23 protein-coding genes and 1 riboswitch are annotated in these 24,808 nt (G+C 57.9%); of the genes, 13 read left to right on the top strand and 10 right to left on the bottom strand.

The genetic code is table 11. The annotated features are described in order from the left end of the window. Nucleotides 1-5 precede the first annotated feature (5 nt). From nirD to ASB66_RS04700, 7 genes are all read right to left on the bottom strand, one after another. Entirely contained in the window at nt 6-341 is a 336-nt protein-coding gene (gene nirD, locus ASB66_RS04670; RefSeq protein ID WP_060717137.1) for a nitrite reductase small subunit NirD, read from the bottom strand. 4 nt (nt 342-345) lie between these two features. After that, entirely contained in the window at nt 346-2,793 is a 2,448-nt protein-coding gene (gene nirB, locus ASB66_RS04675; RefSeq protein WP_060717138.1) for a nitrite reductase large subunit NirB, read from the bottom strand. A gap of 5 nt (nt 2,794-2,798) precedes the next feature. After that, on the bottom strand, nt 2,799-3,596 hold the full coding sequence (locus ASB66_RS04680) for an ABC transporter ATP-binding protein (protein ID WP_060717139.1): 798 nt from the start codon (nt 3,594-3,596) through the stop codon (nt 2,799-2,801). A 12-nt stretch (nt 3,597-3,608) separates the two neighbouring features. After that, on the bottom strand, nt 3,609-4,502 hold the full coding sequence (gene ntrB / locus ASB66_RS04685) for a nitrate ABC transporter permease (RefSeq protein WP_060717140.1): 894 nt from the start codon (nt 4,500-4,502) through the stop codon (nt 3,609-3,611). Between the two features lie 23 nt (nt 4,503-4,525). Further along, a complete protein-coding gene (locus tag ASB66_RS04690) occupies nt 4,526-5,824 on the bottom strand; it encodes a CmpA/NrtA family ABC transporter substrate-binding protein (RefSeq protein WP_060717141.1) in 1,299 nt (432 codons plus the stop codon). Nucleotides 5,825-6,230: 406 nt separating this feature from the next. Then, the gene (locus ASB66_RS04695; RefSeq protein WP_060717142.1) at nt 6,231-7,502 is read right to left on the bottom strand and encodes a CmpA/NrtA family ABC transporter substrate-binding protein; all 1,272 of its coding nucleotides are present in this window, start codon (nt 7,500-7,502) and stop codon (nt 6,231-6,233) included. A gap of 12 nt (nt 7,503-7,514) precedes the next feature. After that, nucleotides 7,515-8,102 (bottom strand): ANTAR domain-containing response regulator, encoded by a 588-nt coding sequence (locus ASB66_RS04700; RefSeq protein ID WP_060717143.1) that lies wholly within the window; start codon nt 8,100-8,102, stop codon nt 7,515-7,517. Between the two features lie 465 nt (nt 8,103-8,567). On the opposite strand from ASB66_RS04700, the gene ASB66_RS04705 reads away from it, so the two are divergent. Continuing rightward, nucleotides 8,568-9,293, top strand: coding sequence for a pentapeptide repeat-containing protein (locus ASB66_RS04705; RefSeq protein WP_060717144.1), 726 nt, complete (start codon nt 8,568-8,570; stop codon nt 9,291-9,293). 45 nt (nt 9,294-9,338) lie between these two features. Here ASB66_RS04705 and ASB66_RS04710 read toward each other — a convergent pair whose 3' ends face one another. Next, on the bottom strand, nt 9,339-10,298 hold the full coding sequence (locus ASB66_RS04710) for a phytanoyl-CoA dioxygenase family protein (protein ID WP_060717145.1): 960 nt from the start codon (nt 10,296-10,298) through the stop codon (nt 9,339-9,341). A gap of 296 nt (nt 10,299-10,594) precedes the next feature. On the opposite strand from ASB66_RS04710, the gene ASB66_RS04715 reads away from it, so the two are divergent. Then, the gene (locus ASB66_RS04715) at nt 10,595-11,188 is read left to right on the top strand and encodes a DUF922 domain-containing Zn-dependent protease (protein WP_171431111.1); all 594 of its coding nucleotides are present in this window, start codon (nt 10,595-10,597) and stop codon (nt 11,186-11,188) included. Between the two features lie 13 nt (nt 11,189-11,201). On the opposite strand, the gene ASB66_RS04720 is transcribed toward ASB66_RS04715, so the two are convergent. Then, the gene (locus tag ASB66_RS04720) at nt 11,202-12,116 is read right to left on the bottom strand and encodes a LysR family transcriptional regulator (protein ID WP_060717146.1); all 915 of its coding nucleotides are present in this window, start codon (nt 12,114-12,116) and stop codon (nt 11,202-11,204) included. 98 nt (nt 12,117-12,214) lie between these two features. Between ASB66_RS04720 and ASB66_RS04725 the strand changes: the two genes are divergently transcribed. From ASB66_RS04725 to ASB66_RS04745, 5 genes are all read left to right on the top strand, one after another. Continuing rightward, nucleotides 12,215-13,390 (top strand): acyl-CoA dehydrogenase, encoded by a 1,176-nt coding sequence (locus ASB66_RS04725; RefSeq protein ID WP_060717147.1) that lies wholly within the window; start codon nt 12,215-12,217, stop codon nt 13,388-13,390. A 10-nt stretch (nt 13,391-13,400) separates the two neighbouring features. Next, nucleotides 13,401-14,552: a CaiB/BaiF CoA transferase family protein gene (locus tag ASB66_RS04730; protein WP_060717148.1), complete on the top strand. Its 1,152-nt coding sequence runs from the start codon at nt 13,401-13,403 to the stop codon at nt 14,550-14,552. Nucleotides 14,553-14,657: 105 nt separating this feature from the next. Continuing rightward, entirely contained in the window at nt 14,658-15,146 is a 489-nt protein-coding gene (locus ASB66_RS04735; RefSeq protein ID WP_060717149.1) for a nuclear transport factor 2 family protein, read from the top strand. A 211-nt stretch (nt 15,147-15,357) separates the two neighbouring features. Then, nucleotides 15,358-16,407, top strand: coding sequence for a P1 family peptidase (locus tag ASB66_RS04740; protein WP_060717168.1), 1,050 nt, complete (start codon nt 15,358-15,360; stop codon nt 16,405-16,407). A 26-nt stretch (nt 16,408-16,433) separates the two neighbouring features. After that, on the top strand, nt 16,434-17,300 hold the full coding sequence (locus tag ASB66_RS04745) for a D-amino-acid transaminase (protein WP_060717150.1): 867 nt from the start codon (nt 16,434-16,436) through the stop codon (nt 17,298-17,300). Between the two features lie 6 nt (nt 17,301-17,306). Here ASB66_RS04745 and ASB66_RS04750 read toward each other — a convergent pair whose 3' ends face one another. Further along, the gene (locus tag ASB66_RS04750) at nt 17,307-18,815 is read right to left on the bottom strand and encodes a serine hydrolase domain-containing protein (protein WP_060717151.1); all 1,509 of its coding nucleotides are present in this window, start codon (nt 18,813-18,815) and stop codon (nt 17,307-17,309) included. Nucleotides 18,816-19,063: 248 nt separating this feature from the next. Here ASB66_RS04750 and ASB66_RS04755 point away from each other — a divergent pair, with 248 nt between their 5' ends. The 6 genes from ASB66_RS04755 (at nt 19,064) to ASB66_RS04780 (ending at nt 24,770) form a co-directional block, all read left to right on the top strand. Further along, nucleotides 19,064-20,098, top strand: coding sequence for a dipeptidase (locus tag ASB66_RS04755; protein ID WP_060717152.1), 1,035 nt, complete (start codon nt 19,064-19,066; stop codon nt 20,096-20,098). A gap of 44 nt (nt 20,099-20,142) precedes the next feature. After that, nucleotides 20,143-20,261: riboswitch (TPP riboswitch) on the top strand. Between the two features lie 105 nt (nt 20,262-20,366). Next, nucleotides 20,367-22,199 carry a phosphomethylpyrimidine synthase ThiC gene (thiC, locus tag ASB66_RS04760; protein WP_060717153.1) on the top strand — a complete coding sequence of 611 codons (1,833 nt, stop codon included), beginning with the start codon at nt 20,367-20,369 and terminating at the stop codon, nt 22,197-22,199. Between the two features lies 1 nt (nt 22,200). Next, nucleotides 22,201-23,193 (top strand): glycine oxidase ThiO, encoded by a 993-nt coding sequence (thiO, locus tag ASB66_RS04765; protein ID WP_060717154.1) that lies wholly within the window; start codon nt 22,201-22,203, stop codon nt 23,191-23,193. Next, nucleotides 23,190-23,387 (top strand): sulfur carrier protein ThiS, encoded by a 198-nt coding sequence (gene thiS / locus ASB66_RS04770; protein WP_060717155.1) that lies wholly within the window; start codon nt 23,190-23,192, stop codon nt 23,385-23,387. Before thiO ends, thiS begins: the two co-directional genes overlap by 4 nt. A gap of 1 nt (nt 23,388) precedes the next feature. Beyond that, nucleotides 23,389-24,162 carry a thiazole synthase gene (locus tag ASB66_RS04775; protein ID WP_060717156.1) on the top strand — a complete coding sequence of 258 codons (774 nt, stop codon included), beginning with the start codon at nt 23,389-23,391 and terminating at the stop codon, nt 24,160-24,162. Further along, complete coding sequence (locus ASB66_RS04780) at nt 24,159-24,770, top strand: thiamine phosphate synthase (protein ID WP_060717157.1); 612 nt, start codon at nt 24,159-24,161, stop codon at nt 24,768-24,770. Before ASB66_RS04775 ends, ASB66_RS04780 begins: the two co-directional genes overlap by 4 nt. The last annotated feature ends 38 nt before the right edge of the window (nt 24,771-24,808 follow it).

Below are 24,808 nucleotides of genomic sequence, written 5' to 3' on the forward strand. Positions count from 1 at the left end.
GATGCTCACTCCGCTGCCTGCAACAGGCTTTCCATGGCAATGGAGAGCGCGCCGTCGGTATTGCGCACCGCAATCGTGCGCACGGCCCCCTCGTCGGCACCCAGCGCCTTGCCGCTTTCCAGCGAAATCACCCAATTGTGCAGCGGGCAGGTGACCGCCTTGCCATGGACGATGCCTTGGCTGAGTGGGCCACCCTTGTGCGGGCAATGGTCCTCGATGGCGAAGACCTCGTTTTCGGCGGTGCGAAACACTGCGATCTTGCCTTGCGGGGTTTTTACGCAGCGCGCGCCACGCAGCGGAATGTCGTCGATATGGCCGATAAAGGTCCAGTTCTGATCCATGATCTCACTCCGCTGCCTGGGTGTAACCGATGGTCGCCATCGGCTTGAACTCATGCTTGTCCTTGCCGGAGACGCGCTCCGACCAGGGATCGACCTGGGCGAATTTTTGGCTGAAAACGAAGCGGTCGAAATAGGCCTTGCGCTTGGTTTCATCTCCCATGATCTGGCGGCGCACCTCGTCATGGCCAATGCGTTTTGCCCATTTGTAGATCCGCTCCAGATAGCGGCCCTGTTCGCGGTACATCTGGGTCAGCGCAACGATATGCTCCAGGGCCTCTTCCTCGGTTTTGACGAGGCCAAGAACATCGGTACCCTTGATGTCGAGACCGGCGGCACCGGCAAAATGGATCTCGTAGCCTGAATCGACGCAGATGACGCCGATATCCTTGCAGGTTGCCTCGGCGCAGTTGCGTGGACAGCCGGAAACGGCCAGTTTTAACTTGGCGGGCGTCCAGGAGCCCCACATGAACTTTTCAAGCTTGATGCCAAACCCGGTGGAATCCTGCGTGCCGAACCGGCACCAGTCGGAGCCGACACAGGTCTTTACCGTGCGCAGACCCTTGGCATAGGCCTGGCCGGAGACGAAGCCTGCCTTGCCGAGATCGGCCCAGACGGCGGGTAGATCTTCCTTTTCGATGCCGAGCAGGTCGATGCGCTGGCCGCCGGTGACCTTAACCATGGGGATGTCGAACTTATCGACCACATCGGCAATGGCCCTGAGTTCGGCAGCATTGGTGACGCCGCCCCACATGCGCGGCACGACGGAATAGGTGCCGTCCTTCTGGATATTGGCGTGGACGCGCTCATTGATGAACCGCGACTGGTAGTCATCGGCATATTCGTCCGGCCAATCGCAGACGAGGTAATAGTTGAGCGCCGGGCGGCATTTGGCGCAGCCGCAGGAGCTTTTCCATTCCAGTTCCTGCATGACGGCGGGGATGGTCTTCAGCCATTTGGCCTTGATCAGCCTGCGCACGTCGTCATGACCAAGGTCGGTGCAGGCGCAGATTGGCGTGACGGCCTTGGGGTTATAAGCATCACCCAGCGTCAGCGCCATGACCTGCTCGACAAGGCCGGTGCAATTGCCGCAGGAGGCGGAGGCTTTCGTATGGGCGCGCACCTCATCCAGCGAGGTCAGGCCTTTGCCGGTGATGGTCGAGACGATCTTGCCCTTGCAGACGCCGTTGCAGCCGCAGATTTCCGCATCATCCGGCAAGGCTGCAACGGCCGCCATAGGGTCCAGCGGTGTGCCCCCCTGATAGGACTGGCCGAAAATAAGCGTGTCGCGCATCTGCGAAATATCTGTGCCGCGCTTCATCAGATCGAAGAACCACGAACCATCACCGGTTTCGCCGTAAAGCACGGCGCCGATAATGCGGTTATCCTTCAGCACCAGTCGTTTGTAGATGCCGGATGAGGCATCGCGCAGCACGATTTCTTCGCGGTCCGGGGCTTCTGCAAAATCCCCGGCGGAAAACAGGTTGATGCCGGTGACCTTGAGCTTGGTATTGACGACGGAGCCGTGATATTCGGCATGACCGCCGGTCAGCCGGTCGGCCAGCACCCGGGCACTTTCATAGAGCGGCGCGACCAGGCCGTAGCACATGCCGCGATGCTCGGCACATTCGCCAAGCGCAAAGATCGAAGCGTCCGATGTCTGCATGCCGTCATCGACAACGATGCCGCGATTGACGGCAAGCCCGGCCTCCTTGGCCAGCTGCGAGGCCGGACGGATACCGACCGCCATCACCACCATGTCGCCTGCAATCACCCGGCCGTCTTCAAGCTCAACGCCTTCGACCTTGTTTGTGCCGAGGATCGCCTTGGTATTGGCCTTGGTGATGATCTCGATGCCCCGTTCGGAAAGCGCCTTTTCCAGAAGATAGGCGGCAGCGGGGTCGAGCTGGCGCTCCATGATGGTCGGCATCAAGTGAATGACGGTGACCTCCATGCCCTGGCGCTTCAAGCCGTAGGCGGCTTCCAACCCCAGCAGCCCAGCACCGATGATGATCGCCCGGCCTTGGCCCTTGCTGATCTCCAGCATTTTTTCGACATCATCGAGATCGCGGTAGGCGAGCACGCCGGGCAATTGATGGCCGGGGGCCGGAATGATGAAGGGCAGGGAGCCGGTGGCGATCACCAGCTTGTCATAGGCGGCGGTAATGCCGTTTTCCGAAGTCACGGTTTTTGCCTGCCGGTCGATGCCGGAGACTTTCGCGCCGCGATGTAGGGTCACGCCATGGGTTTCATACCATTGATCGTTATGGATGATGATGTCTTCATAGGCTTTTTCGCCCGACAGCACCGGCGAGAGCATGATGCGGTCGTAATTGACGCGCGGCTCGGCATTGAAAACGGTGACGTCATAAAGGCCCGGCGCTTTTTCGAACAGCTCTTCCAGCATCCGGCCCGGCGCCATGCCATTGCCGATAATAACCAGTTTTTCCGCCATAGTGTTTACTCCGCGGCTTCGACGAAGCGGTGACGTTCGTAAAGGAACTTCAACACGGCTTCGCGGGATTTGAGATAGGTCCGGTCTCCGGCCAATGCGATGCGGTCACGGACGCGCGGGATTGGTACATCCAACACTTCACCGATCTTTGCGGCGGGACCGTTGGTCATCATCACGATCCGATCTGAAAGCAGCACGGCCTCATCGACGTCGTGGGTAATCATGATCATCGTATTGCCGAGGCGTGCATGGATTTCCATCACGGCGTCCTGCAAATGGGCACGGGTCAGCGCGTCCAATGCCCCGAACGGCTCGTCCAGCAGCAGGATTTTCGGCTCCATGGCCAGCGCCCGGGCAATGCCAACCCGCTGTTTCATACCGCCGGAAATCTCCGCGGGACGCTTGTCTTTTGCATGACCCATCTGCACGAGGTCGAGATTGCGCATCACCCAGTCATGCTTTTCGGCCTTGGTCTTGCGGCCTGCAAACACCTTGGAGACGGCGAGATTGACGTTTTCATACACCGTCAGCCACGGCAGCAACGAATGGTTTTGAAATACCACGGCCCGTTCCGGTCCTGGTGCGTTGACCTCAGTGTTTTCCAGCAGGATCGCGCCTGCGGTCACGCGGGTCAGTCCGGCAATCAGGTTCAGCAACGTGGACTTGCCGCAGCCGGAATGGCCGATGATCGAGACGAACTCGCCCTTGTCGATGGACAGGGAAACATCCTTCAAGACATCGGTCTTTGTGCCTGATCGTTCGAAGCTTTTGTCAATATGGTCGATTTTGAGATAGGCGCTCATAACGGTTTCCCTCTAGTTCTTCGCGGTGCCACGGGTGATGACACTGCCAAGGAGAGCGACGAGCTTGTCGAGGACAAAGCCGGTTACGCCGATATAGGCAAGCGCCACGATGATGTCGGAGAGCCGCGAGGAGTTCCACGCATCCCAGATGAAGAAGCCGATGCCGACGCCGCCGGTCAGCATTTCAGCGGCAACAATGGCCAGCCACGACAGGCCGACGCCGATGCGAAGCCCGGTAAAGATGTAAGGGGCGGCGGCAGGCACCATGATGCGGATGAAGAATTCCAGCGGGTTCAACCGCAGCACCCGGGCAACATTGCGGTAATCGTCGGGAATATTGCGCACGCCGACGGCGGTGTTGATGATGACCGGCCAGATCGACGTGATGAAGATCACGAAAATCGCTGACGGGTTGGAATTCTGGAAGGCCGCCAGCGATAGCGGCAACCAGGCAAGCGGCGGCACGGTGCGCAAGATCTGGAAGATCGGGTCAAGGCCGCGCATGGCCCAGATACTCTGGCCGACCACCGCACCGAGAAAGACGCCGACAATCGCCGCCAGGCCGAAGCCGATTGCCACCCGCTCCAGGGACACCAGAACGCGCAGGCCAAGACCGATATCCTGCGGCCCATTGTTGAAGAACGGAGCCGTGATCAGGTCATGGGCTTCTTCCCAGACCTGGCTTGGCGGCGGCAAGGTCGCGCCTGCATGGGAACAGGCGATCTGCCAGATACCCAGCAGGATGGCGAGAACGACGAAGGGTGGCACGACATTGCGCAGCATAGTTGCGCCGATGCGCTGACTGTTGAACCTGCGGGTGGGACGGCGGGCCATGGTGACAACAGTGCCAACCGATTGTGGAGCAGAAAGGGCTGCGGGTTCTGCTTTGCGAAGAGTTGCGGACATGAGCTTTCTCCTGTTGCGCGTGGTCACGCCGTAGCCTTGATGGTCAGGCTGTCGAGATAGGCCTTGGGGTTTTCGGGGTCGAAGACCTTGCCGTCGAAGAAGGTCTCTTTGCCGCGCGAGGTCGATGCCGGAATATCGGCGCTGGCCACCGACAGATCCTTGGCGGCGGCGCGCCAGATGTCTTCCCGGTTGACCTTGTCCACCAGTGCTTTCATGTCGAGATCGGCGGCAAACTTGCCCCAGCGGATATTTTCGGTGAGGAACCACAGGTCGTGGCTCTTGAATGGGTAGGAGGCATGGTCCTGCCAGAATTTCATCTGCAAGCCGGTGTTTTCCACCACGCGGCCATTGCCGTAATTGATATTGCCCTTCAGGCGGCCAAGCACATCCTTGGGCGGCACGTTGAACCATTGGCGCTTGCCGAGAATATCGGCCATTTCGGCCTTGTTCTCCATGCTATCGCACCACATCTGCGCTTCCATGATCGCCATCATCAGCGCCTTGGTGGCATTGGGGTTCTTTTCCACCCATTCGGTGCGCATCGAGAAGGCTTTTTCCGGATGGCCCTTCCAAAGCTCGCCGGTGGTGCAGGCGGTAAAGCCGATGCCCTGGTTGACGAGTTGCTCGTTCCAGGGTTCCCCGACGCAGAAGGCGTCCATGGAGCCGACTTTCATATTGGCGACCATTTGCGGGGGCGGCACGACGATGGTCGAGACGTCCTTGTCGGGATTGATGCCGCCAGCGGCAAGCCAGTAGCGAATCCATAGATCATGGGTGCCACCCGGAAAGGTCATCGCCACCTTGACTTCGCCGGTCTTGGCTTTCTTGGCGGCAAAGGCGTCCTTCAGTTTCGCGGCGTCAAGGGCGACGCCGGTTTCTGCATACTCCTTCGCCACCGAAATGCCCTGGCTGTCGAGATTGAGGCGCGCAAGGATCGACATGGCCACGGGCACGCTATTCTGCGTGACTTTGCCGGTTTGCATCAGGTAGGGCATTGGGGTGAGGATATGCGCGCCGTCAATGCCATTGGATGCGCCGCCCAGCACAAGGTTGTCGCGGGTAGCACCCCAGGATGCCTGCTTCGACACTTCCACATCGGTCATGCCATATTTGGCAAACAGGCCTTTTTCCTGCGCGATGATCAGAGGGGCGGCATCCGTCAGAGCGATGAAGCCAAGCTTGGCACCACTGACTTCCGGTGTGGCGGTGGCCGCCAGCGCCCCGGATGGCAAAAGGATACGGGCGGCAGCAAGTGTGGCGGCCGCACCTGTTGCCTTGAGAATGGAACGGCGATTGATAGCGTGATGGGCGATGCGGGTCATGACTGGCTCCTGTCGGGCGGGCAAAAGGGCAAAACGCAAAAAACGCCGCGAAGATTCCTGCGCGGACCGGGAGGTGTCCGCTCAAAAACCTTGCGACGTCGATGTCTCAGGGAAAGCGCAGTGTCTGCGCTATTTCGCGTCGGTCGCCGTTGACCACGCAAATATTTAGAAGCAAAGCCTGTGCCAGTTTTGTAAAATTCTGACGAAAAGGGCGGAATTGCCTAGGCTGAGATACGGTTTAAGAAATTAAGTCTATGAAATTAAAGAGGTAAAAATTCTATCGAAAAGAATGGATTTTTTCGTATCGACGGAATGTGCATGGAGGCCGGTTGAAAATCAGCCGAGGTTCTCGTCTAATTATTGCGCAGTGCTTATTTACGTGGCGAAAAAACTGCCCGAAATCCGTTCAAATTTCGTCTGGTCTCGCAGATGTTGCAAGATTGGCATGCACCGGAAACTGCTTTGGATAGGAGGCAAGTTTGGCGGGATCGAAGACGAAACCATCAATGAAACGGTCGCCCTCGCGCAGTCCTTCTACCCGCAAATCGTCTAGTGCCAACTGATCGGGCAGGGCAAGGGCGGCGCGGTAGATATCCGGGCGAAACGCGCTGGCTGCTTTTTCCACATCGGCTTCGTCGTAGCGTGTTTGTCCCCAGCGGATCATCTGGCTATAGATCCACAAGGCCTGGCTTGGACGGGGGTAGTTGGCGTGCTCAGCATGGAAGCGGAAATAGTGGTCGATGACCCGGCGATTGCCTTTTGCATCCAGATGGAAGACGCCACCCAGCACATGGCGGATGATGTCGCCTGGCGCGCCGATATAGCGCGGTGCGGAGAGCATTTCGGCCAGCGCATCGCGGTTGTCGGGCGCGTCGCACCAACGGGCGGCCTCATCGAGAGCCGTGATCAGCCTGTTAACAGTCTCCTGGTTTTCCGCCGCCCAATCCGGGCGCATGCCCAGCACTTTTTCAGGGGCCGATGGCCAGATATCCTGCTTGGCAGCAACGATCCGGCCAACGCCGCGCTCTGACGCCACCATGTTCCAGGGCGCGCCGACGCAAAAGCCGTCTATGGCGCCTGCGGCCAAGGCATCGGAGGTGAGCGGCGGTGGCACCACGACCAGCTTCACGTCGCGGTCTGGATCGATGCCCCCAGCGGCCAGCCAATAACGAAATTCGTAATTATGCGAGGAAAACGGATAGGTCATGCCCAAGGTCGGCATTGGCTCACCGCGTTCGCGCATGATCTCCAGTACACGGGCCAGCGCCCGGACATTGTCCAGCGCACTGGCCTGCGCTGCAACCAAGCCGGTTTCTTCCATCCGCTGAAACAGCCGGATCGACAGAGTGATCGCATTGCCACCCTGTCCCAGCGAAAACGCAGTAATGGTCGGGGAGGGGTTGGAGCCGAGGCCGAGCATGGAGGCGACCGGCATCGGCGATAGCATATGGGCGACATCGAATTGCTGGAAGGCCAGCCTGTCACGGAGATTGGCCCAGGACACGTCCTTGACCAGCTCCAGCGTCAGGCCATGGCGCGCCGCAAAGCCGAATTCAACGGCTGCAATCAGCACCGAGGCATCGACTAGCGGAATGAAGCCGACGCGCAGGTGACGGGTTTCCGTCCGGCCTGCAACCGGTGCGGAAAGAATGGTCGTCTGTGTGGCGGCCTCGGTCATGGTCTGGCGTCCTCACATCAAAAGGCTGGCGGCGGTGACAACGCTTTGAGCGATCTCCACCATTTTCTTTTTCTCGTTCATGGCGCTTTGCCGCAGCAGGGCGAAAGCCTCTTCTTCCGAAAGGCCGCGCATTTTCATCAAGATACCCTTGGCACGTTCGATTACCTTGCGCTCTTCCAGCGCCGTGCGGGCTTCCGTCAATTCGCGCTGCAATCGCTCAAAGGCCCGGAACCGGATAACGGCCATGTCGAGGATCGGCTTGACGCGTTCCTTGCGCAACCCATCGACGATATAGGCGGAGACCCCGGCATCGACGGCAGCGGCAATCGATTCCGTATCGGCGCGGTCAACAAACATCGCAATCGGTCGGCTGACACTGCGGCTCAGTTGAAACAGATGCTCCAGCATATCGCGATTGGGGCTTTCCAGGTCGATGATGATCACATCTGGAGCCAGCGTTTCGATGCTGCGGGCGATACCCTGGACCTCGTTGATCACGGTGACATGCAGATGTCCTGCCTCCCGCAGCCCTTCCTCGATAATCGAGGCGCGGATGGCATTTTCATCGATGACAAGAATGGTCAGGTCGCTATGGGTCACGGATCAGGCTTACCGCACTGCGAAATACTTGACAATTGCATTGCACACCAATGAACCTGACAAGGTGTCCGAAACGACCGTCGCCCGGCCTGATTTGTGAGCATGACAATCTGTCTGGGTGATGATTTTCTTGATGAAGCAGGTTTTTAGGACCGCGATCAACGATTTTGGAGAAAAATCGCGCCGGTATAGAGCGATTTAAGCAGAGACTCCTTGGGTAACCAAGCAAGGTCTGGTTAGATAGGTTGATCGCAGACTTGACGCCTCTATCCTTTCCATATGTGAATGGCGCTGGAGAGGCGCAAAAACAAGTTGCGTAAAAACAAAGGGCTATAGCACGTTAAATTGCTGCATGATTTTCTCCTGACATCAGGTGGGATTTAAGGAATTATGCAGTGGGGGAATGCATGGTGACCGCGCGGTCGATTGCTGTGCATGGCCAAAAGGTGAGGTTGGACGAGATCTATGCAATTCGCTTTGTTCCAGGATATCAAAAACACTGCCAGGCTTGCGTCCTGCCTGTTCTCTCTCGTTGTCGTCTCTATGCTCGGAACGAACATTGCCCAGGCCGCTGATTGCCGAAGCGGCCCGGCCAGCAAGGTCGATTGGTCAGAATGCCGAAAGCGGCAGTTGATGCTGGGCGGCAGCGACCTTCGCGGGGCCAATCTCTATGATGCGGACTTGAGTTTTACCGATTTGAGCAATTCCAGTTTGCAGGCGGCCGATCTGGAAAAGGCGACATTGATCCGCGCCTCTTTCGCTGGCGCCAATGCTGATGGTGCGAAGTTCGACCGTATCGAATCCTATCGCGCCGAGATGTCTGCAATGTCTGGAGTGGACGCCAGTTTTGTCTCTGCCGAAATGCAACGCGTCAATTTGGGCGGCGCCAATCTTGCGGGCGCAGATTTTACCAAGGCGGAACTCAGCCGGGTTAATTTCGAAAAATCCATCCTGATGGGCGCCAAGTTTACATTGGCAAATCTGTCCCGCGCCAGTTTCAATTTGGCGCGGCTGGATGGTGGCGTCGATTTTGAGGACGCATTCCTGTTTCGGACCCGCATTGAAGGTGTGGACCTGTCCACAGCCAAAGGGCTGAAACAGGACCAGGTCAACCTTGCCTGCGGCGATGCAAAGACCAAGCTTCCCGCAGGCCTGACCAATCCGTCCGATTGGCCTTGTCCTGCGGATTAAGAATGGCCTGCGGATTGATGTCGCGTGGACTATTAATGGCAGCCTTCAGCGCAGGATCGGTTCCCCGTGGAAGCGGCGCTTTGATGGTTTGGAAACGCCGAAGCCGACCTCCATCATCAAGCGTGGCTTAGCCGTTGGCACCGTACCCATATGGAAGCCGAACGGGTCTTCGACAAAGCCCGATCCCGCCGGCCCAGTCAGCGTGATAGCGCTGTCTTTGCCGTAATAGTCAAGCACTTCTTCGGCTGGGTGTCCGACAAGCAGCGTTAACTGGTGTTTCAGCCGACGGCGGCGATGGCTACCCTTGACGTAGATATGCGGCCCCGTCCCCTCATCGACGCTATTGATATTGAAGAAGAATTTCAACATGCGCCAGTCGTCGAGGTCGAAATGAAACTTGTCGAGCGAGGCCATGCTGCGGTCTTTTTCGGTGGCGGCGGTGGGAAAGCTCCACCAGAGACGGGTTGTGATCAGCTGTGCCTGGCCGCCGAGATAGTTTTTGGCGATATCGATCAACAACGGATCTCTTTGAATGGCGACAGCCGCTTCGCAATTCAATGTCCGCTCGAACAGGTGACCGCTCAGGATTGGGCGTCCGAATGTCTTCTCGGCTTCGGCATGATCGCCTGCCTTGAATTCCAGTCGCCGGTCGAAGTTGCCGAAGCAGGGCGTTTTCAGCGCATGATCATGAATGGATTCATGGATGTCGCTTGGTAATTGCAGGCCGGTGAAAATTCCGTCCTTTCGCAAGGCAAGCGTGGCGGAACCGCTGTCTGCCTTGAACATGCTGGGTTGGGTATTGGAGCCCGGTTTGTGTTTGCGCGCCGTCAGCCAATGCAACTGTCGACCCGGCATGGTTCTGGCCAGCATAAACATTGGCAGCCAGGCAGGGTTTTCCTTCACGTCGGCAATATATGTCGGAATTCGCACAGCCATGCGTCGAAAGGCACTACCTTTGCGAGCGATGGATTCGAGGTCCTGCGGGTTCGATTCAATTGTCTGCATCACTGAAGTCTCCTGGCGAATGCTGCTAAACAGCACGATTCGATGGATAGGAGTTATGCGTCACCCACGCCTAATACAGAACATTACATTATGGCGAAATCATGACATTTCTTTTATTTCAATGAGTTAGAGTATTTTCTGGCAAAAAACCACTTGCTTTCACAGGTGTGTTTGAGGCAGGAAAATAAACCTCACTATTGTTTGAGTAACGAGCCCTTGTCACAGGATCATGAACAACCATGCTTGACCGCTTTTTTGGCAGTAACAACCTATCGGGTGTATTCCGCTCGGAGAAAATGGCTATTGGCGTTATGGCATGGCTTTTTTTAAATGTCGCAAATACAGCATTTGCAGACTGGCAAGCGGTCGAGCAGATTGCGACTTACCCCGTTTCTGGGCAGAGCGGGCCGCAACTCTATCAATCCATCGGAGAAAAAGGCCCGGTTATCGGTACTGACAAACGGATACATGTCATTGCTCATACCACATTCAAGCTGACATGGACACGCAAATATGTACCGCATGGCAGCGCTTGCGTTCTGGAGACGGCCGTTCCCAAATTGACTGTTATCTATACGCTGCCCCGTCCGTCCCAGCCTCTCGTCAGTCCGGTTCGGGAAAACTGGGCGAAATTTATCGCCGGGATTGAGACACACGAGCGTGTCCATGGTCAAAACATCAAGGACATGGTCAAGGCGATCGAGGCGGCAAGCATCGGCTTGACCGTGCCGGATGATCCCGACTGCAAGAAGATCCGCACGGAACTGACAAAGCGCCTGGGAGAAATTTCCGACCGGAAGCGTGAGCGGGACCGGATTTTCGAGCAATCCGAAATGGCGCCGGGCGGGCCAATCCAGCAGCTTATTCTGGCGCTGGTCAATGGCGGGTGAAAAGGAGGGGGCGTTAAGCTGGCTCTCCGTCTGTGAATGCCTTGACCTCTTGCAGAAGCCATTGCGAAAATGCCGCCAGTGGTTTTGATGCTGAACGGTTATCCGGTGATACGAGATAATAATTGCTCTGGCTGTTGACGCGGTGCTGCGATGCCAGGACAAGCTGACCGCTTTCCAATTCCGGCCCGATCAGAAATAGCGGCATCAGCGCAACGCCAAGCCCGGCAATGCAGGCTTGGGCCACATTCATGAATTGCTCGAAACTCATGGCGGCGCGCGGCGTAGCTGTGATGCCGAGACTGTCAAACCAATGGTCCCAGGCCAGCGGTCTCGACTTCATCTGGATCAGCGGCAGGTCGGCCAGATCGCTGTCCGCTTTGATGTGGTGGCTGGCTAGAAAGGCCGGGCTACACACCGGAGCAACCGTCTCATCCATCAGGAAGGTACAGGTGGCACGCGGCCAGTTCGGCTTGCCGATATGGATTGCGGCATCCAATTGTTCGGTATCGAAATCAAATACGCCGATGCGGGTCGCAAAATTCAGGTTGATATGCGGATGGGCGGCGACAAAGCTGGAAATGCGCGGCAACAGCCAACGTGTTCCAAAGGTCGGAAGAATGGCGATATTCAGGGCATTGCCTTGCGAGCCGGTCATGGCCTCCAGAGAGGCGTCCTGAATGAGAGAGAGCGCTGCCTGGATGGCGCGGTGAAAATTCTCCCCACGCGGCGTCGGGACCACGCCGCGACCGTTGCGCAGGAAAAGTTGCGTTCCCAATTGCTCTTCCAGCGTCTGGATCTGCCGGCTGATCGCGCCCTGCGTCAGGTTTAGCTCGCTGGCGGCAGCAGAAAAACTACCCAGCCTCGCCACGGAATCCATGGTGACCAGGGCGCTGGTGGATGGCAGCAAGCGGCGTTGAATGAGCTTCATCGGATATGATTATAACTCATATCCCGTTTCGTAAACATTGTTTTGCGAATCCGGTCCGATCTCCGAGATTGGTTTAAGAATTTTTGAGCGAGGATGCCATGAGCTTTGTGTGGGACGATCCCTTTCTGCTGGAAGACCAGTTGAGCGAAGAAGAGCGGATGATCCGCGATGCGGCGGCGGCCTTTGCCAAGGCGGAACTGAGCCCCCGCGTTGAGGACATGTATCTCAACGAAACGACCGAGCGTGGACTGTTCCCACTGATGGGCAAGGCGGGCTTGCTGGGTGTGACCCTGCCGGAAAAATACGGCGCAGCGGGTGCCAATTACGTTAGCTACGGGCTTGTGGCGCGCGAAGTGGAGCGGGTGGATTCCGGCTTCCGGTCGATGATGAGCGTTCAGTCCTCGCTGGTGATCCATCCGATCTTTGCCTATGGCTCGGAAGAACAGAAAGACAAATATCTGCCGGGCCTGGTATCCGGTGAGCTGATTGGCTGCTTCGGCCTGACCGAACCCGATGCAGGCTCCGATCCCGGCGGCATGAAAACCAGAGCCGAAAAGATCGAGGGTGGTTATCGGCTGCGCGGCTCGAAAATGTGGATTTCCAACGCGCCAATCGCCGACGTGTTCGTGGTCTGGGCGAAATCCGAGGCGCATGATGGTGCCATTCGCGGCTTTGTGCTGGAAAAGGGCATGAAGGGGCTGTCCGCCCCGAAGATTGGCGGCAAGCTGTCGCTACGTGCGTCGATTACCGGCGAGATCGTCATGGACGGTGTTGAGGTTGGTGAGGATGCCTTGCTGCCTGGCGTCAGTGGGTTGAAAGGCCCGTTCGGCTGCCTGAACCGGGCGCGCTATGGTATTTCCTGGGGCGTCATGGGTGCTGCCGAGGATTGCTGGGTTCGCGCGCGTCAATATGGTCTCGACCGCCATCAGTTCGGCAAGCCGCTGGCCGGGATGCAGCTCTATCAAAAGAAGCTCGCCGATATGCAGACCGAAATCGCGCTGGGCTTGCAGGCATCCCTGCGGGTTGGACGGTTGATGGATGAGCACAAGCATGCGCCGGAGATGATTTCCCTTATCAAGCGTAACAATTGTGGCAAGGCGCTGGATATTGCCCGTATGGCCCGCGACATGCACGGCGGCAACGGTATCCAGATCGAATATCATGTGATGCGGCATTCGCAGAACCTGGAAACGGTCAATACCTATGAAGGCACCCATGATGTCCATGCGCTGATCCTGGGCCGCGCCCAGACCGGCATCCAGGCGTTTTTCTGAGGGCGGATCGATGTCGAATGCGCCACTGTCGGGATTGAAGGTCATTGAACTGGCCCGGATTCTGGCCGGTCCCTGGATCGGCCAGACGCTGGCCGACCTCGGCGCCGATGTGATCAAGGTGGAAAGCCCGCAAGGCGACGATACCCGTAGCTGGGGACCGCCTTTCATCGATGACGGTGTCGAAAAGGCCGCTGCCTATTTCCACGCCTGCAACCGCGGTAAACGGTCGATCACGGCGGATTTTACCCGGGCCGAAGATATCCAAACCCTTCGCGATCTGATTGCGTCCGCCGATGTGGTGATCGAGAATTTCAAGGTTGGCGGTCTTGCCAAATATGGCCTCGATTACGACAGCCTGAAAGACCTTAATCCGAAGCTGGTCTATTGCTCTGTCACCGGCTTTGGCCAGGACGGGCCTTATGCGCAACGTGCCGGATATGATTTCATGATCCAGGGCATGAGCGGCATCATGGACCTGACCGGAGAGCCGGATGGTGCGCCTCAGAAGATCGGCGTTGCCTTTGCCGATATCTTCACCGGGCTTTATGGTGTGATCGCCATCCAGGCGGCGCTTGCCCAACGCCTTCAGACCGGGCGCGGTCAGTTCATCGACATGGCTCTGTTCGATTGCATGTCGGCGGTATTGGCCAATCAGGCGATGAATTACGCGGCGTCCGGCATCGTGCCGAAGCGCATGGGCAATAACCATCCCAATATTGCTCCCTACCAGACCTTTCCGGTTGCCGACGGCCATATCATCATTGCTTGCGGTAACGATGGCCAATTTATCCGGCTGTGTGGTGTGCTGGGCCTTTCTGAGCTGGCGACAACACCTGAATTTTCCACCAATGCCGCCCGTGTCGCCCATCGCGGTCAACTGACCACTGTGATGGAAGACAAGACCCGACAATTCGAGCGCGACGATCTTTTGGCACGACTGGAGGCGGCGACCGTTCCGGCTGGGCCGATCAACACGGTGGCGGACCTGTTTGCCGATCCGCAATTTGCCTTCCGGCAGATGAAAATCACCCCGGATGGCGTGCCAGGCATCCGAACGCCCATTGTCTTTTCGCAGGCAGTGCTGGAGACCGAACGCCGCGCACCGCGCCTGGGAGAGCATACGGCTGAGATCCTGGCGGAGCTACGGCACGAGAAGGATTGAAAGGGCTGGTGTCCTTTTTGTTTCTATGGGTCGGATAACTGCCGTCTTGCATGGGGCGCTGGCGTGTGATCTCAAAGCGTCCATCATTCACTGACGGGATTGGCCATGAAAATCTTTCTTTCCATCGTTGCGCTGTCGCTCAGCCTCGCCTCAGGTGTTTTTGCGCAGGAGCCGGTTCGTGGCGTTGACAATGCAGAAGCGCTGTTTACCAGCCCTGATCCGGTGCTGAACCGCAACAAGCAGGCGACCTATAAAATCCTGAAGGAACTGCTGGAGGCCAATCACTGGGACCGTGCCGATCTCTATCTGACCGAGCGCTACATTCAGCACAATCCCAATGCTGCATCGGGCCGTCAGGGCGTGATCGACTATTTCACCAAGGTGCGTAAAGTCACGCCTTCGCCGATCCCGGAAAAGATGCAGACCAAGGTGGTTTCCGTTGTTGCAGAAGGTGACATCGTCACCGTTGCTTTTCCCCGCGAACTGAAAGACCCCAAAGACTCGACCAAGACCTATACCACCACCTGGTTCGACAGCTGGCGTTTTGTGGATGGTAAGGCGGACGAGCATTGGGATTCGGCGACCAAGCCGTGAACGATCAGTCATTGAAGATGGCTGCTCGTTTTCCTTTTGCAAATCCCTCAAGCCACGGCTGCATTTGAGAGATTTGCAATGTATTCAAGGCGAGGATGCATAAAGCATCTTCAAGCCTTTCGGGAACATCGTGGATATCCCTAGATTTGCCGTGATATTTGTCAGGCCCGGGCGTAGTGTGCCGCCGATTTGACGATTGGCGGAGCAGGATGTGACGGAAAATTCGCGTGCGCGGTTCAGGGAGCTTGGCGGCCCGGTCGGCCATTATCCCGCCGGACCGCTCAACGCCATTACCGATGTGACAGGCGTTTCGGTTGGTCATATGACGCTGATCGAGGGGGAGCGGACGCGAACCGGTGTCACCGCGATCCTTCCGCATGGCGGCAATCTGTTTCAGGACAAGGTGCCTGCCGGTTTTGCTGTTTTAAATGGTTACGGCAAATTTGCTGGCAGCACCCAAATCGTCGAGCTTGGTGAGATCGAGACCCCGATTGTGCTAACCAACACGCTTGCGGTCGGGCGCGCCATCGAGGCGATCAATCTTTATACGCTGGCCCAGAAGGGTAACGAGCGCGTCAACTCGCTCAACGCCGTGGTCGGAGAGACCAATGACAGCCGCCTCAATGATATCCGCGCTGCCCGTCCCGATGTCACGGAGATTGGCGCGGCGATTGCGGCGGCAACGACCGGTCCGGTGGAGGAGGGGGCTGTCGGTGCCGGCACGGGAACCGTGGCTTTCGGGCTGAAAGGCGGCATCGGCACCAGCTCGCGGCTGGTTGAGATCGGCAATGCCCGATATACACTCGGTGTTCTCGTGCAGTCCAACTATGGCGGCCATCTCATCGTTGCGGGCAAGCCCTATCGCTCCGATGCGGTTCACGACAAGGATGGCTCCATCGTCATTATCGTGGCGACCGATGCGCCGCTTTGCCCGCGCAATCTGACCCGCTTGGCGGAACGCTGCTTTGGCGGGTTTGCCCGCACCGGTGCCGCGCTCAGCAATGGTTCGGGTGATTACGCACTGGCCTTTTCGACGGCAGAGTCGGTTCGGCGCACGCCAGCCCGCCGAAAGGCGATGATGAGCGTCGAACAGCTCTCCAATGACGTTGTTTCGCCGCTTTTCGAGGCTGTGATCGAGTCAACCGAGGAGGCGATCCTCACTTCATTGACCATGGCCGTTTCCATGACCGGCGTGAATGCCGCAACGGGAAAGCCGACCGTTGTTTCCTCCATTTCTCTCGACACGATCCGTCGTCTCTGACGTTTTTCCGCATGACAGGAGTTTGCATGTCCAATCCCGCCCTTCGCACCGTCTATCTTAATGGCGCCTTTCTGGCCGAAAACGAAGCTCATATCTCGATTTTCGACCGTGGCTTTCTGTTTGGTGACGGCATCTATGAAGTGACCGCCGTGCTGGACGGCAAGCTGGTTGACAGTGCCCTGCACATGGCCCGATTGGAGCGCAGCGTTGGCGAAATCGGTGGGCATCTGCCGGTATCGACCGATGAAATCGTCGAGATCGAGCGGCGGTTGATTGCCGAGAACGGCTTGAAGGAAGGGATGATCTATCTGCAATATACAAGAGGCGCAGAGGACCGTAATTTCCTCTATTCCGAAGATCTCACTCCGACCTTGCTGTTGTTTACCCAGTCGAAATCGCTCTACGTTGCCAGCGTCATGGAAAAAGGCCTGAAGGTCAAAACCGTTACGGACCAGCGCTGGGCGCGGCGCGACATCAAAAGCGTCTGCCTTCTGCCGCAGGTTCTGGCCAAGCGCGCCGCCAAGGCCGAAGGATGTGACGAAGCCTGGATGGTGGAAGGCGGTTTCGTGACCGAGGGCGCGTCCTCGACGGCCTATATCGTCACCGCCGATGACAAGATCATCACCCGCGCCAATAGCAATGCAACATTGCCCGGCTGCACCCGGCTGGCGCTGTTGCAATTGGCAAAGGAAAATGGGCTTGTTATCGAAGAGCGCCCGTTCAGCGTCGAGGAAGCACTGGCGGCCCGCGAAGCGGCATTGACCAGCGCCTCGAATTTCATCGTGCCGATCACCAGCATCGACGGCAAGCCGGTCGGCGATGGCAAGCCCGGCCCGATCGTGACGCGGCTGCGGGCGCTGTATGTGGAAAATGCGCGCAGGACGGCGATTTAATCGAACCTAACCCACCCGTTGATACTCAATCATCCGGGCGCGGGCCAGAACCAGTTCCAGGCGGTTTTCACTGAGCATGTTCAGGCAGATCCGCTTGGTCCAGGGACCATCGTGAAGCGTGAAGAGGTAGCGTCCGCCCCCCAGCGCTTGCAACGGCATGGACTGGCGGGTTGGGCCGATGCCCATCGTCAGCATGGAGCCATTGATTTCAAACCGGGCGCCTTCCGATGAAAGCCAGGTGCCGGAAAGCGACGGCGAAACACCATTGTCCTTGGCCGGTCGGTAATGGCGCGGCCCATGGCCGACTTCGCCGATAATGTCGTCTCCCTGCATTTTCAGCCGCAGCGGTGAGGTGGAAGACCGCGAGGAAACCCAGCCATCGCCGTCATCATAGGCAGCGTCTTCGGCATCGAGTGCAATGATGCTGCTTGCCTTCACCTCAATCCAGTTCGGGCCGCTGTCTTCCACGTAAAGCCCGTCACGAAGCGCCCTCGACAAATTTGGCAGGGGCAGGCCGAACAGCGCGATCATTGCCGACTGGGCGACTTTGGCACCGTTGGTGTCTTCCCGGTTGGAAACGACGACGAAACCAGCGCCGGTTTCAGGATCGAGCAGAAAATAGGTCTTGTAGCCCGGATGCGAGCCACCATGACCAACAAAGTCCTTCTCGCCTAACCGTGTGCGGGCCAGTCCCAGCCCGTAACCGCTTGGCCTGCCATCGGCGAGCGGGCGCGGAGCGGCCATGGTTTTGAGCCGCCCGGCCAGCGCGCCTTCTCCCTTCAGCAGGGCTTGCAGCCATAGGGCAAGCGAGCGGGCGCTGCCCGTCATGCTGCCCGAGGCGGAAATATGCAGACCAGCTGCGGAAAGCTGCCATTTCTGGCCATCATGCCAATAGCCCGGTGCAAGCCCGGCAATGACATCGTTCCAACCCTCTGGCGCATCGAAAACCGCACCGGTTTCGGCGCCGGTACGCTGGATATAATCGCGGAAATAAATGCCCTTGCGCTCAAGCGCTGCTTCCACCAACCGGTAGCCGGTATTGGAATAGGAAACTTCGGAACCTGGGGCAAAGTTCAGCCGGGTCTGTCGGCTGAGAAAATCCAGCAGCGGCCCGCTTCGGGTTTCCGAATAGACCGACAACCCAAGCAGGCTCAACGCTTCACGGGTATCCGGTAAGCCGCCGCTCATATCCAGAGCGCAGCCGACGGTGACACTGGCCAATGGCTCTTGCAGTTCCGGCAGATGCGCACCCAACCGGTCGTCAAGGCGGATAAGGTCCGGATGAGACAGAACCAGCGTACAAAAGGCATGTTTGGTGACCGAGGCATAGCGAATGACACTATCCGGGGTAAAGGACGCGCCCGTGCTCAGGTTTTCAACACCACCGCTGATCCCAAACCGGATACTGTCCCGGTCAAAGCCGATCACTGCCCCGCCGGGTCCATCCTGCGTCCAAGGTTCAAGAGCGGCATTGGCGGCCCGTTCGGCGTCTTTCCAGTTTAACATCTGTTCCATTCAATTTTTTACCGCCGAAATATCCGCGACAATGATAGCGTTGTCATTTGCCACTTCCATAGTGGTTGGATGGCAATACACTTTGAAGCCGACTACCGATGACAATAGCGTCTGACATCGGTTTCAATGGGTGGCATTTGAAAGCCAAATATGTCAAGCCTTTGATGCATTTGGATATTCACGAATCTTCAATGCAAGGATGCGTCGGCATGTCCGGATGCATTTGTATGGTGTGTAAGGATAGAGCGATGACACAGACCGTTCCCGTTTTCGATGGCCATAACGATGTGCTGCTGCGGCTGCGCCGCTCTGGCCGTCCTCATCCCTACAGGGATTTTTTGCAGGGCGGCGAGGCCGGGCATATTGATTTGCCCAAGGCGCGCCAAGGGGGACTGGCCGGTGGACTTTGTGCCGTGTTCATTCCCTCACCAAGCTTCAAACCCAATGACGCTGGGGATTTTCAGGCCCCTTCCCAACCGGAAGCGCTGAATGAGACGCTGGCCATGGCCCGGCTGCTGTTGGAAATCGAGGCGAATTCGGCTGGTCGCGTCAAGGTCTGCCACAGTGCCGCCGATATCAGGCATTGCCTAGCCAATGAAATCTTTGCGGCAGTTTTCCACATCGAAGGCGTCGAGGCCATCGCTGCCGATCTCGATGCACTTTATGTGTTGCATCAAGCGGGGCTCCGCTCGCTGGGTCCCGTCTGGAGCCGACCGAATATCTTTGCTCATGGCGTGCCCTTCCGCTTTCCATCCTCCCCGGATATCGGCCCCGGTCTGACACATGAGGGGAGGGACCTGATCCGTGCGTGCAATGAGCTGAAGATCATGGTCGATCTCTCTCATATGAATGAACAGGGCTTCTGGGATATCGCCGGTCTTTCCAAGGCGCCGCTTGTGGCCTCCCATTCCAACGCCCACGCGCTTTGCCCCCATAGCCGCAACCTGACAGACAAGCAGTTGGATGCCATCCGTGACAGTGGCGGACTGGTGGGCATCAATTTCGGGGTGATTTTCCTGCGCGAAGACGGCCAGCGCAATCTCGATACACCGCTGGAAGTGCTCATCGACCATATCGATTATATGGTGACGCGCATGGGCATCGATCATGTGGCGCTCGGCTCAGACTTCGACGGCACCACCGTTCCAGACGCCCTGAAGGATGCAACGGGCCTGCAACTGATCGTCACGGGGCTGGAAGCACGAGGGTATGATGCAACCTCGATTGCCAAGATCTGCCATGGCAACTGGATTTCGGTGCTGGAGCGCACCTGGGGCGCTTGACGTACATTAACCATTGACGCCGGAGCGAACCCAGCTATTCTAAAGGCATTCACCAGGGGTGTCCCGCAAGGGGCTGAGATTCCGCTACGCATAACAGCAGCGCGGTGACCCGTTGAACCTGATCCAGTTCATACTGGCGTAGGGACGGTGCAAGCGCTGCAAAACCATGGCCCGTATTGGGTTGGCCCGTTATGGGGTGGTAAGGCGTCTTTCCATCATTCCGGCTGTCATGACTGGGTCTCCAACCTGAACACTTGGAGCCTCAAAAATGAATATCGCCCCACAGTTTCCGACCCCCGAAGTCACCACCGGGACACTTCCCGCCTCCGCCAAGGTCCATATTGCCGGAGAGATCCACCCGCAGATCCGCGTGCCTATGCGCCAGATCACGCTGCACCCCACCTCGGGCGAGCCGCCGGTCAATGTCTATGACAGTTCCGGCCCCTATACCGATCCAAACGCCACCATTGCCATCGATGCAGGCTTGCCGCGCATTCGCGCCGAATGGGTGGTCGCACGCGGTGATGTCGAGTCCTATGCCGGACGCCACGTCAAGCCGGAGGATAATGGCTTTGCGACCGGCGAAAAACTGACGCCGGAATTTCCGGTGCGCAATGCGCCCTTGAGGGCAAAACCCGGCAAAGCCGTAACCCAGCTTGCCTATGCCCGCGCTGGCATCATCACCCCGGAGATGGAGTTTATTGCCATCCGCGAGAATATTGGCCGCAAAGCTGCCCAGGACGCTTTGATCCGCGATGGCGAAAGCTTTGGCGCATCCATCCCGGATTACGTCACACCAGAATTTGTCCGTCAGGAAGTGGCCATGGGCCGCGCCATCATCCCGGCCAATATCAACCACCCGGAAGCCGAGCCGATGATTATCGGTCGGAATTTCCTGGTGAAGATCAACGCCAATATCGGCAATTCCGCCGTCACCTCCTCCATGGCCGAGGAAGTGGAAAAAATGGTCTGGGCGATCCGCTGGGGCGCCGATACGGTGATGGACCTTTCCACCGGGCGCAACATTCACAATATCCGCGACTGGATCATCCGCAATTCCCCGGTGCCGATCGGTACGGTGCCGCTCTATCAGGCGCTGGAAAAGGTGCATGGCATTGCCGAAAACCTCACCTGGGACGTGTTCCGCGACACATTGATCGAACAGGCCGAGCAGGGGGTGGATTATTTCACCATCCATGCCGGAGTGCGCCTCTCCTATATCCACCTCACCGTCAACCGGGTTACCGGCATTGTCTCGCGCGGCGGCTCGATCATGGCCAAATGGTGTCTGCATCATCACAAGGAGAGCTTCCTCTACGAGCATTTCGATGAGATCTGCGATATCTGCCGGGCTTATGACGTGTCGTTCTCGCTTGGTGACGGCCTTCGCCCCGGCTCGATTGCCGATGCCAATGATGCCGCACAATTCGCTGAACTGGAAACGCTGGGCGAACTGACAAAAATCGCCTGGGCGAAAGATTGCCAGGTGATGATCGAAGGCCCCGGCCACGTGCCGATGCATAAGATCAAAGAGAATATGGACAAGCAGTTGAAGACCTGCGGCGAGGCACCCTTCTACACGCTCGGTCCGCTGACCACCGACATCGCTCCCGGTTACGATCATATCACGTCGGGCATCGGGGCGGCGATGATCGGCTGGTACGGTACGGCCATGCTCTGCTACGTCACACCCAAAGAGCATCTGGGCCTGCCGGATCGCAATGACGTCAAGACAGGCGTCATCACCTACAAGATCGCGGCTCATGCCGCCGACCTTGCCAAGGGCCATCCGGCAGCCCAGGTCCGCGACGATGCGCTGTCGCGTGCCCGTTTCGAATTCCGCTGGGAAGACCAGTTCAATCTGTCGCTCGACCCCGACACAGCCCGGTCCTTTCACGACGAAACCCTGCCAAAGGAAGCCCATAAGGTTGCGCATTTCTGCTCGATGTGCGGCCCGAAATTCTGTTCGATGCGGATTTCCCACGATATTCGCGCCGAAGCCCAGAAAGAGGGGCTTGAAGCCATGGCGGCCAAATATCGCGATGGCGGCGATCTCTACATGCCGGTCTCCGATGAGGAGAAACCGTCGGCGGGAGAATGACATGTCCATTCTGATCAAGGGGGCCGGCGTTGCCGGCCTCACATTGGCGTTTGAACTTGTTCACCGCGGTATCAATGTCGCGGTGTGCGACATCAAAACCTCCGTGGGGCAGGGGGCTTCTCACTATGCAGGTGGCATGCTTGCGCCCTATTGTGAGCGGGAAGCCGCCGAAAAGCAGGTTCTGACGCTTGGCCTGGCCTCGGCGGATTGGTGGGAAAAGGCTTTGCCTGGCTCCGTCACGCGCAAGGGGACGCTGGTGCTGACCCCGAACCGCGATATCCAGGATCTGAACCGCTTTGCCAGCCGCACGCGTGGCTACCAATGGCTGGACGCCGATGGCATCGCCGCATTGGAGCCGGATTTGGCCGGGCGTTTTCGCAAGGGCCTGTTTTTCGCGGATGAAGCCCATCTCGATCCACGCAAGGCATTGGACGGTCTTTATCAGGTGTTGGTGCAGCAGGGCGTCTCTTTCTTTCTCGGGCCGGATTTCGAGCCTGATACCAACGGCTTTGACAGCATCGTCGATTGCACCGGTGCTGCCGCCATCGATACGATTGAGGACCTGCGCGGGGTGCGCGGCGAAATGATCTATCTGCAAACACCAGATATAAGCCTCAGCCGCCCCATCCGCCTGCTGCATCCGCGCCATCCGATCTACATCGTGCCACGCGACAACAATTGCTTCATGGTCGGCGCCACCATGATAGAGGCACGGGATGACGGGCCGATCAGCGCCCGGTCTCTCATGGAATTCCTGAATGCCGCTTATACGTTGAACCCGGCTTTTGGCGAGGCGCGGCTGATCGAGGCTGGCGTCGGTATTCGCCCGGCCTTTGCCGATAATCTGCCGCGCATTGTCGAGACACCAGATGGTTTGGCGATTGCCGGAATGCACCGTCATGGCTTCCTGCTGTCTCCCGCCATGGCCCGGCAGGCGGCGGACCGGATAGAGCACGCGACATCAAACCAAACCACCCGGAGGGCGACCCGATGAAACTGATCGTCAATGGGGAGCATTTGGACTGCTCCGCCCCCACTCTTTTAACGCTTCTCAAGCAATTGGACTATGAGGGCGAATGGCTGGCGACAGCGATCAACGGCGATCTCGTCCACGCCGAAGACCGACAGGATTGCGCTTTGAACGATGGTGACAGAATTGAAATTCTCTCACCAATGCAGGGAGGCTGACATGCTGACACTCTACGGAACAGACCTTTCCTCTCGCCTGCTGCTCGGCACGGCCCGCTATCCGTCGCCCGCCATTCTCGCCGAGGCCGTGCGTCGCTCTAAAACCGAGATCGTCACCGTCTCCCTACGTCGGGAAACCGCCGGTGGCAAAGCGGGCGGCGCCTTCTTCGACATCATCCGGGAATTGGGCGTGCGGGTTCTGCCGAATACCGCCGGATGCCACAGCGTCAAGGAAGCGGTGCTGACGGCGAAAATGGCGCGGGAGGTGTTTCGCACCAACTGGGTTAAGCTGGAACTGATCGGCCACCAGGACACTCTGCAACCGGATGTGTTTCAATTGGTCGAGGCCGCTCGCATCCTGACGGACGATGGTTTCGAAGTCTTTCCCTATACCACTGAGGATCTGGTGGTCGGTGAGCATCTCTTGAGCGCTGGCTGCAAGGTGTTGATGCCGTGGTGCGCACCGATCGGCAGTGCCATGGGACCGCAAAATATCCCCGGTCTCCGCGCCATGCGGGCCGAGTTTTCAGACATTCCGTTGATCGTTGATGCTGGTATCGGTCGGCCATCTCATGCAGCCACGGTGATGGAACTGGGCTTCGACGCCGTACTGCTGAATACAGCTGTGGCCGCCGCTGCGGACCCAGCCGCCATGGCCGAAGCCTTCGCAAACGCCATTGACGCTGGTCTCGGCGGCTATCTCGCTGGGCTGCTGGAACCAAGAGACATGGCCGTTCCATCGACGCCGATTATCGGCAGGGGAGTTTTTGCATGAAGCTTGATCCATTTTACCTGATTGTCGACAGCGCCGACTGGATCGAGCGTTTGATCCCTCTTGGCGTGAAACTGGTGCAGTTGCGTATGAAGGATGTTGCCGAAAGCGATTTGCGCTCTCACATCCGAGCCGCAAAAGCCGTATGCCAAGCCCATGACTGCCAGTTGATCATTAACGATTATTGGCAGATCGCTCTCGATGAGGGCTGTGATTTCATCCACCTTGGTCAGGAAGATCTTGCAGAGGCAAATGTCTCCGCAATCCGGGCAGCGCATGCGCGGCTGGGCGTCTCGACCCATGACGAGGCGGAGCTTGAAACGGCGCTTGACGCCAAGCCGGATTATGTCGCGCTCGGTCCGGTCTGGCCGACGGTGTTGAAACAGATGAAATGGGCGCCGCAAGGGTTGCCGAAGCTCTCGACCTGGAAAGCCACCATCGGCGACATTCCTCTTGTCGCGATCGGCGGGGTCACCGCAGAGAGGCTTGATGATGTTTTTTCTCATGATGCAGACAGTGCGGCCGTCGTGACTGACATCACCCGACACGAAAATCCGGAAAAAAGAACGCAAGAGTGGCTGGAAAGAACTGGGAAATGGCGCCAATGCTGAACATTCTCTTTACACAGAGAACTTGGGTGGGATTTTCG

This window comes from Gillisella vitis (assembly GCF_001541345.2).
Taxonomy (GTDB): domain Bacteria; phylum Pseudomonadota; class Alphaproteobacteria; order Rhizobiales; family Rhizobiaceae; genus Allorhizobium; species Allorhizobium vitis.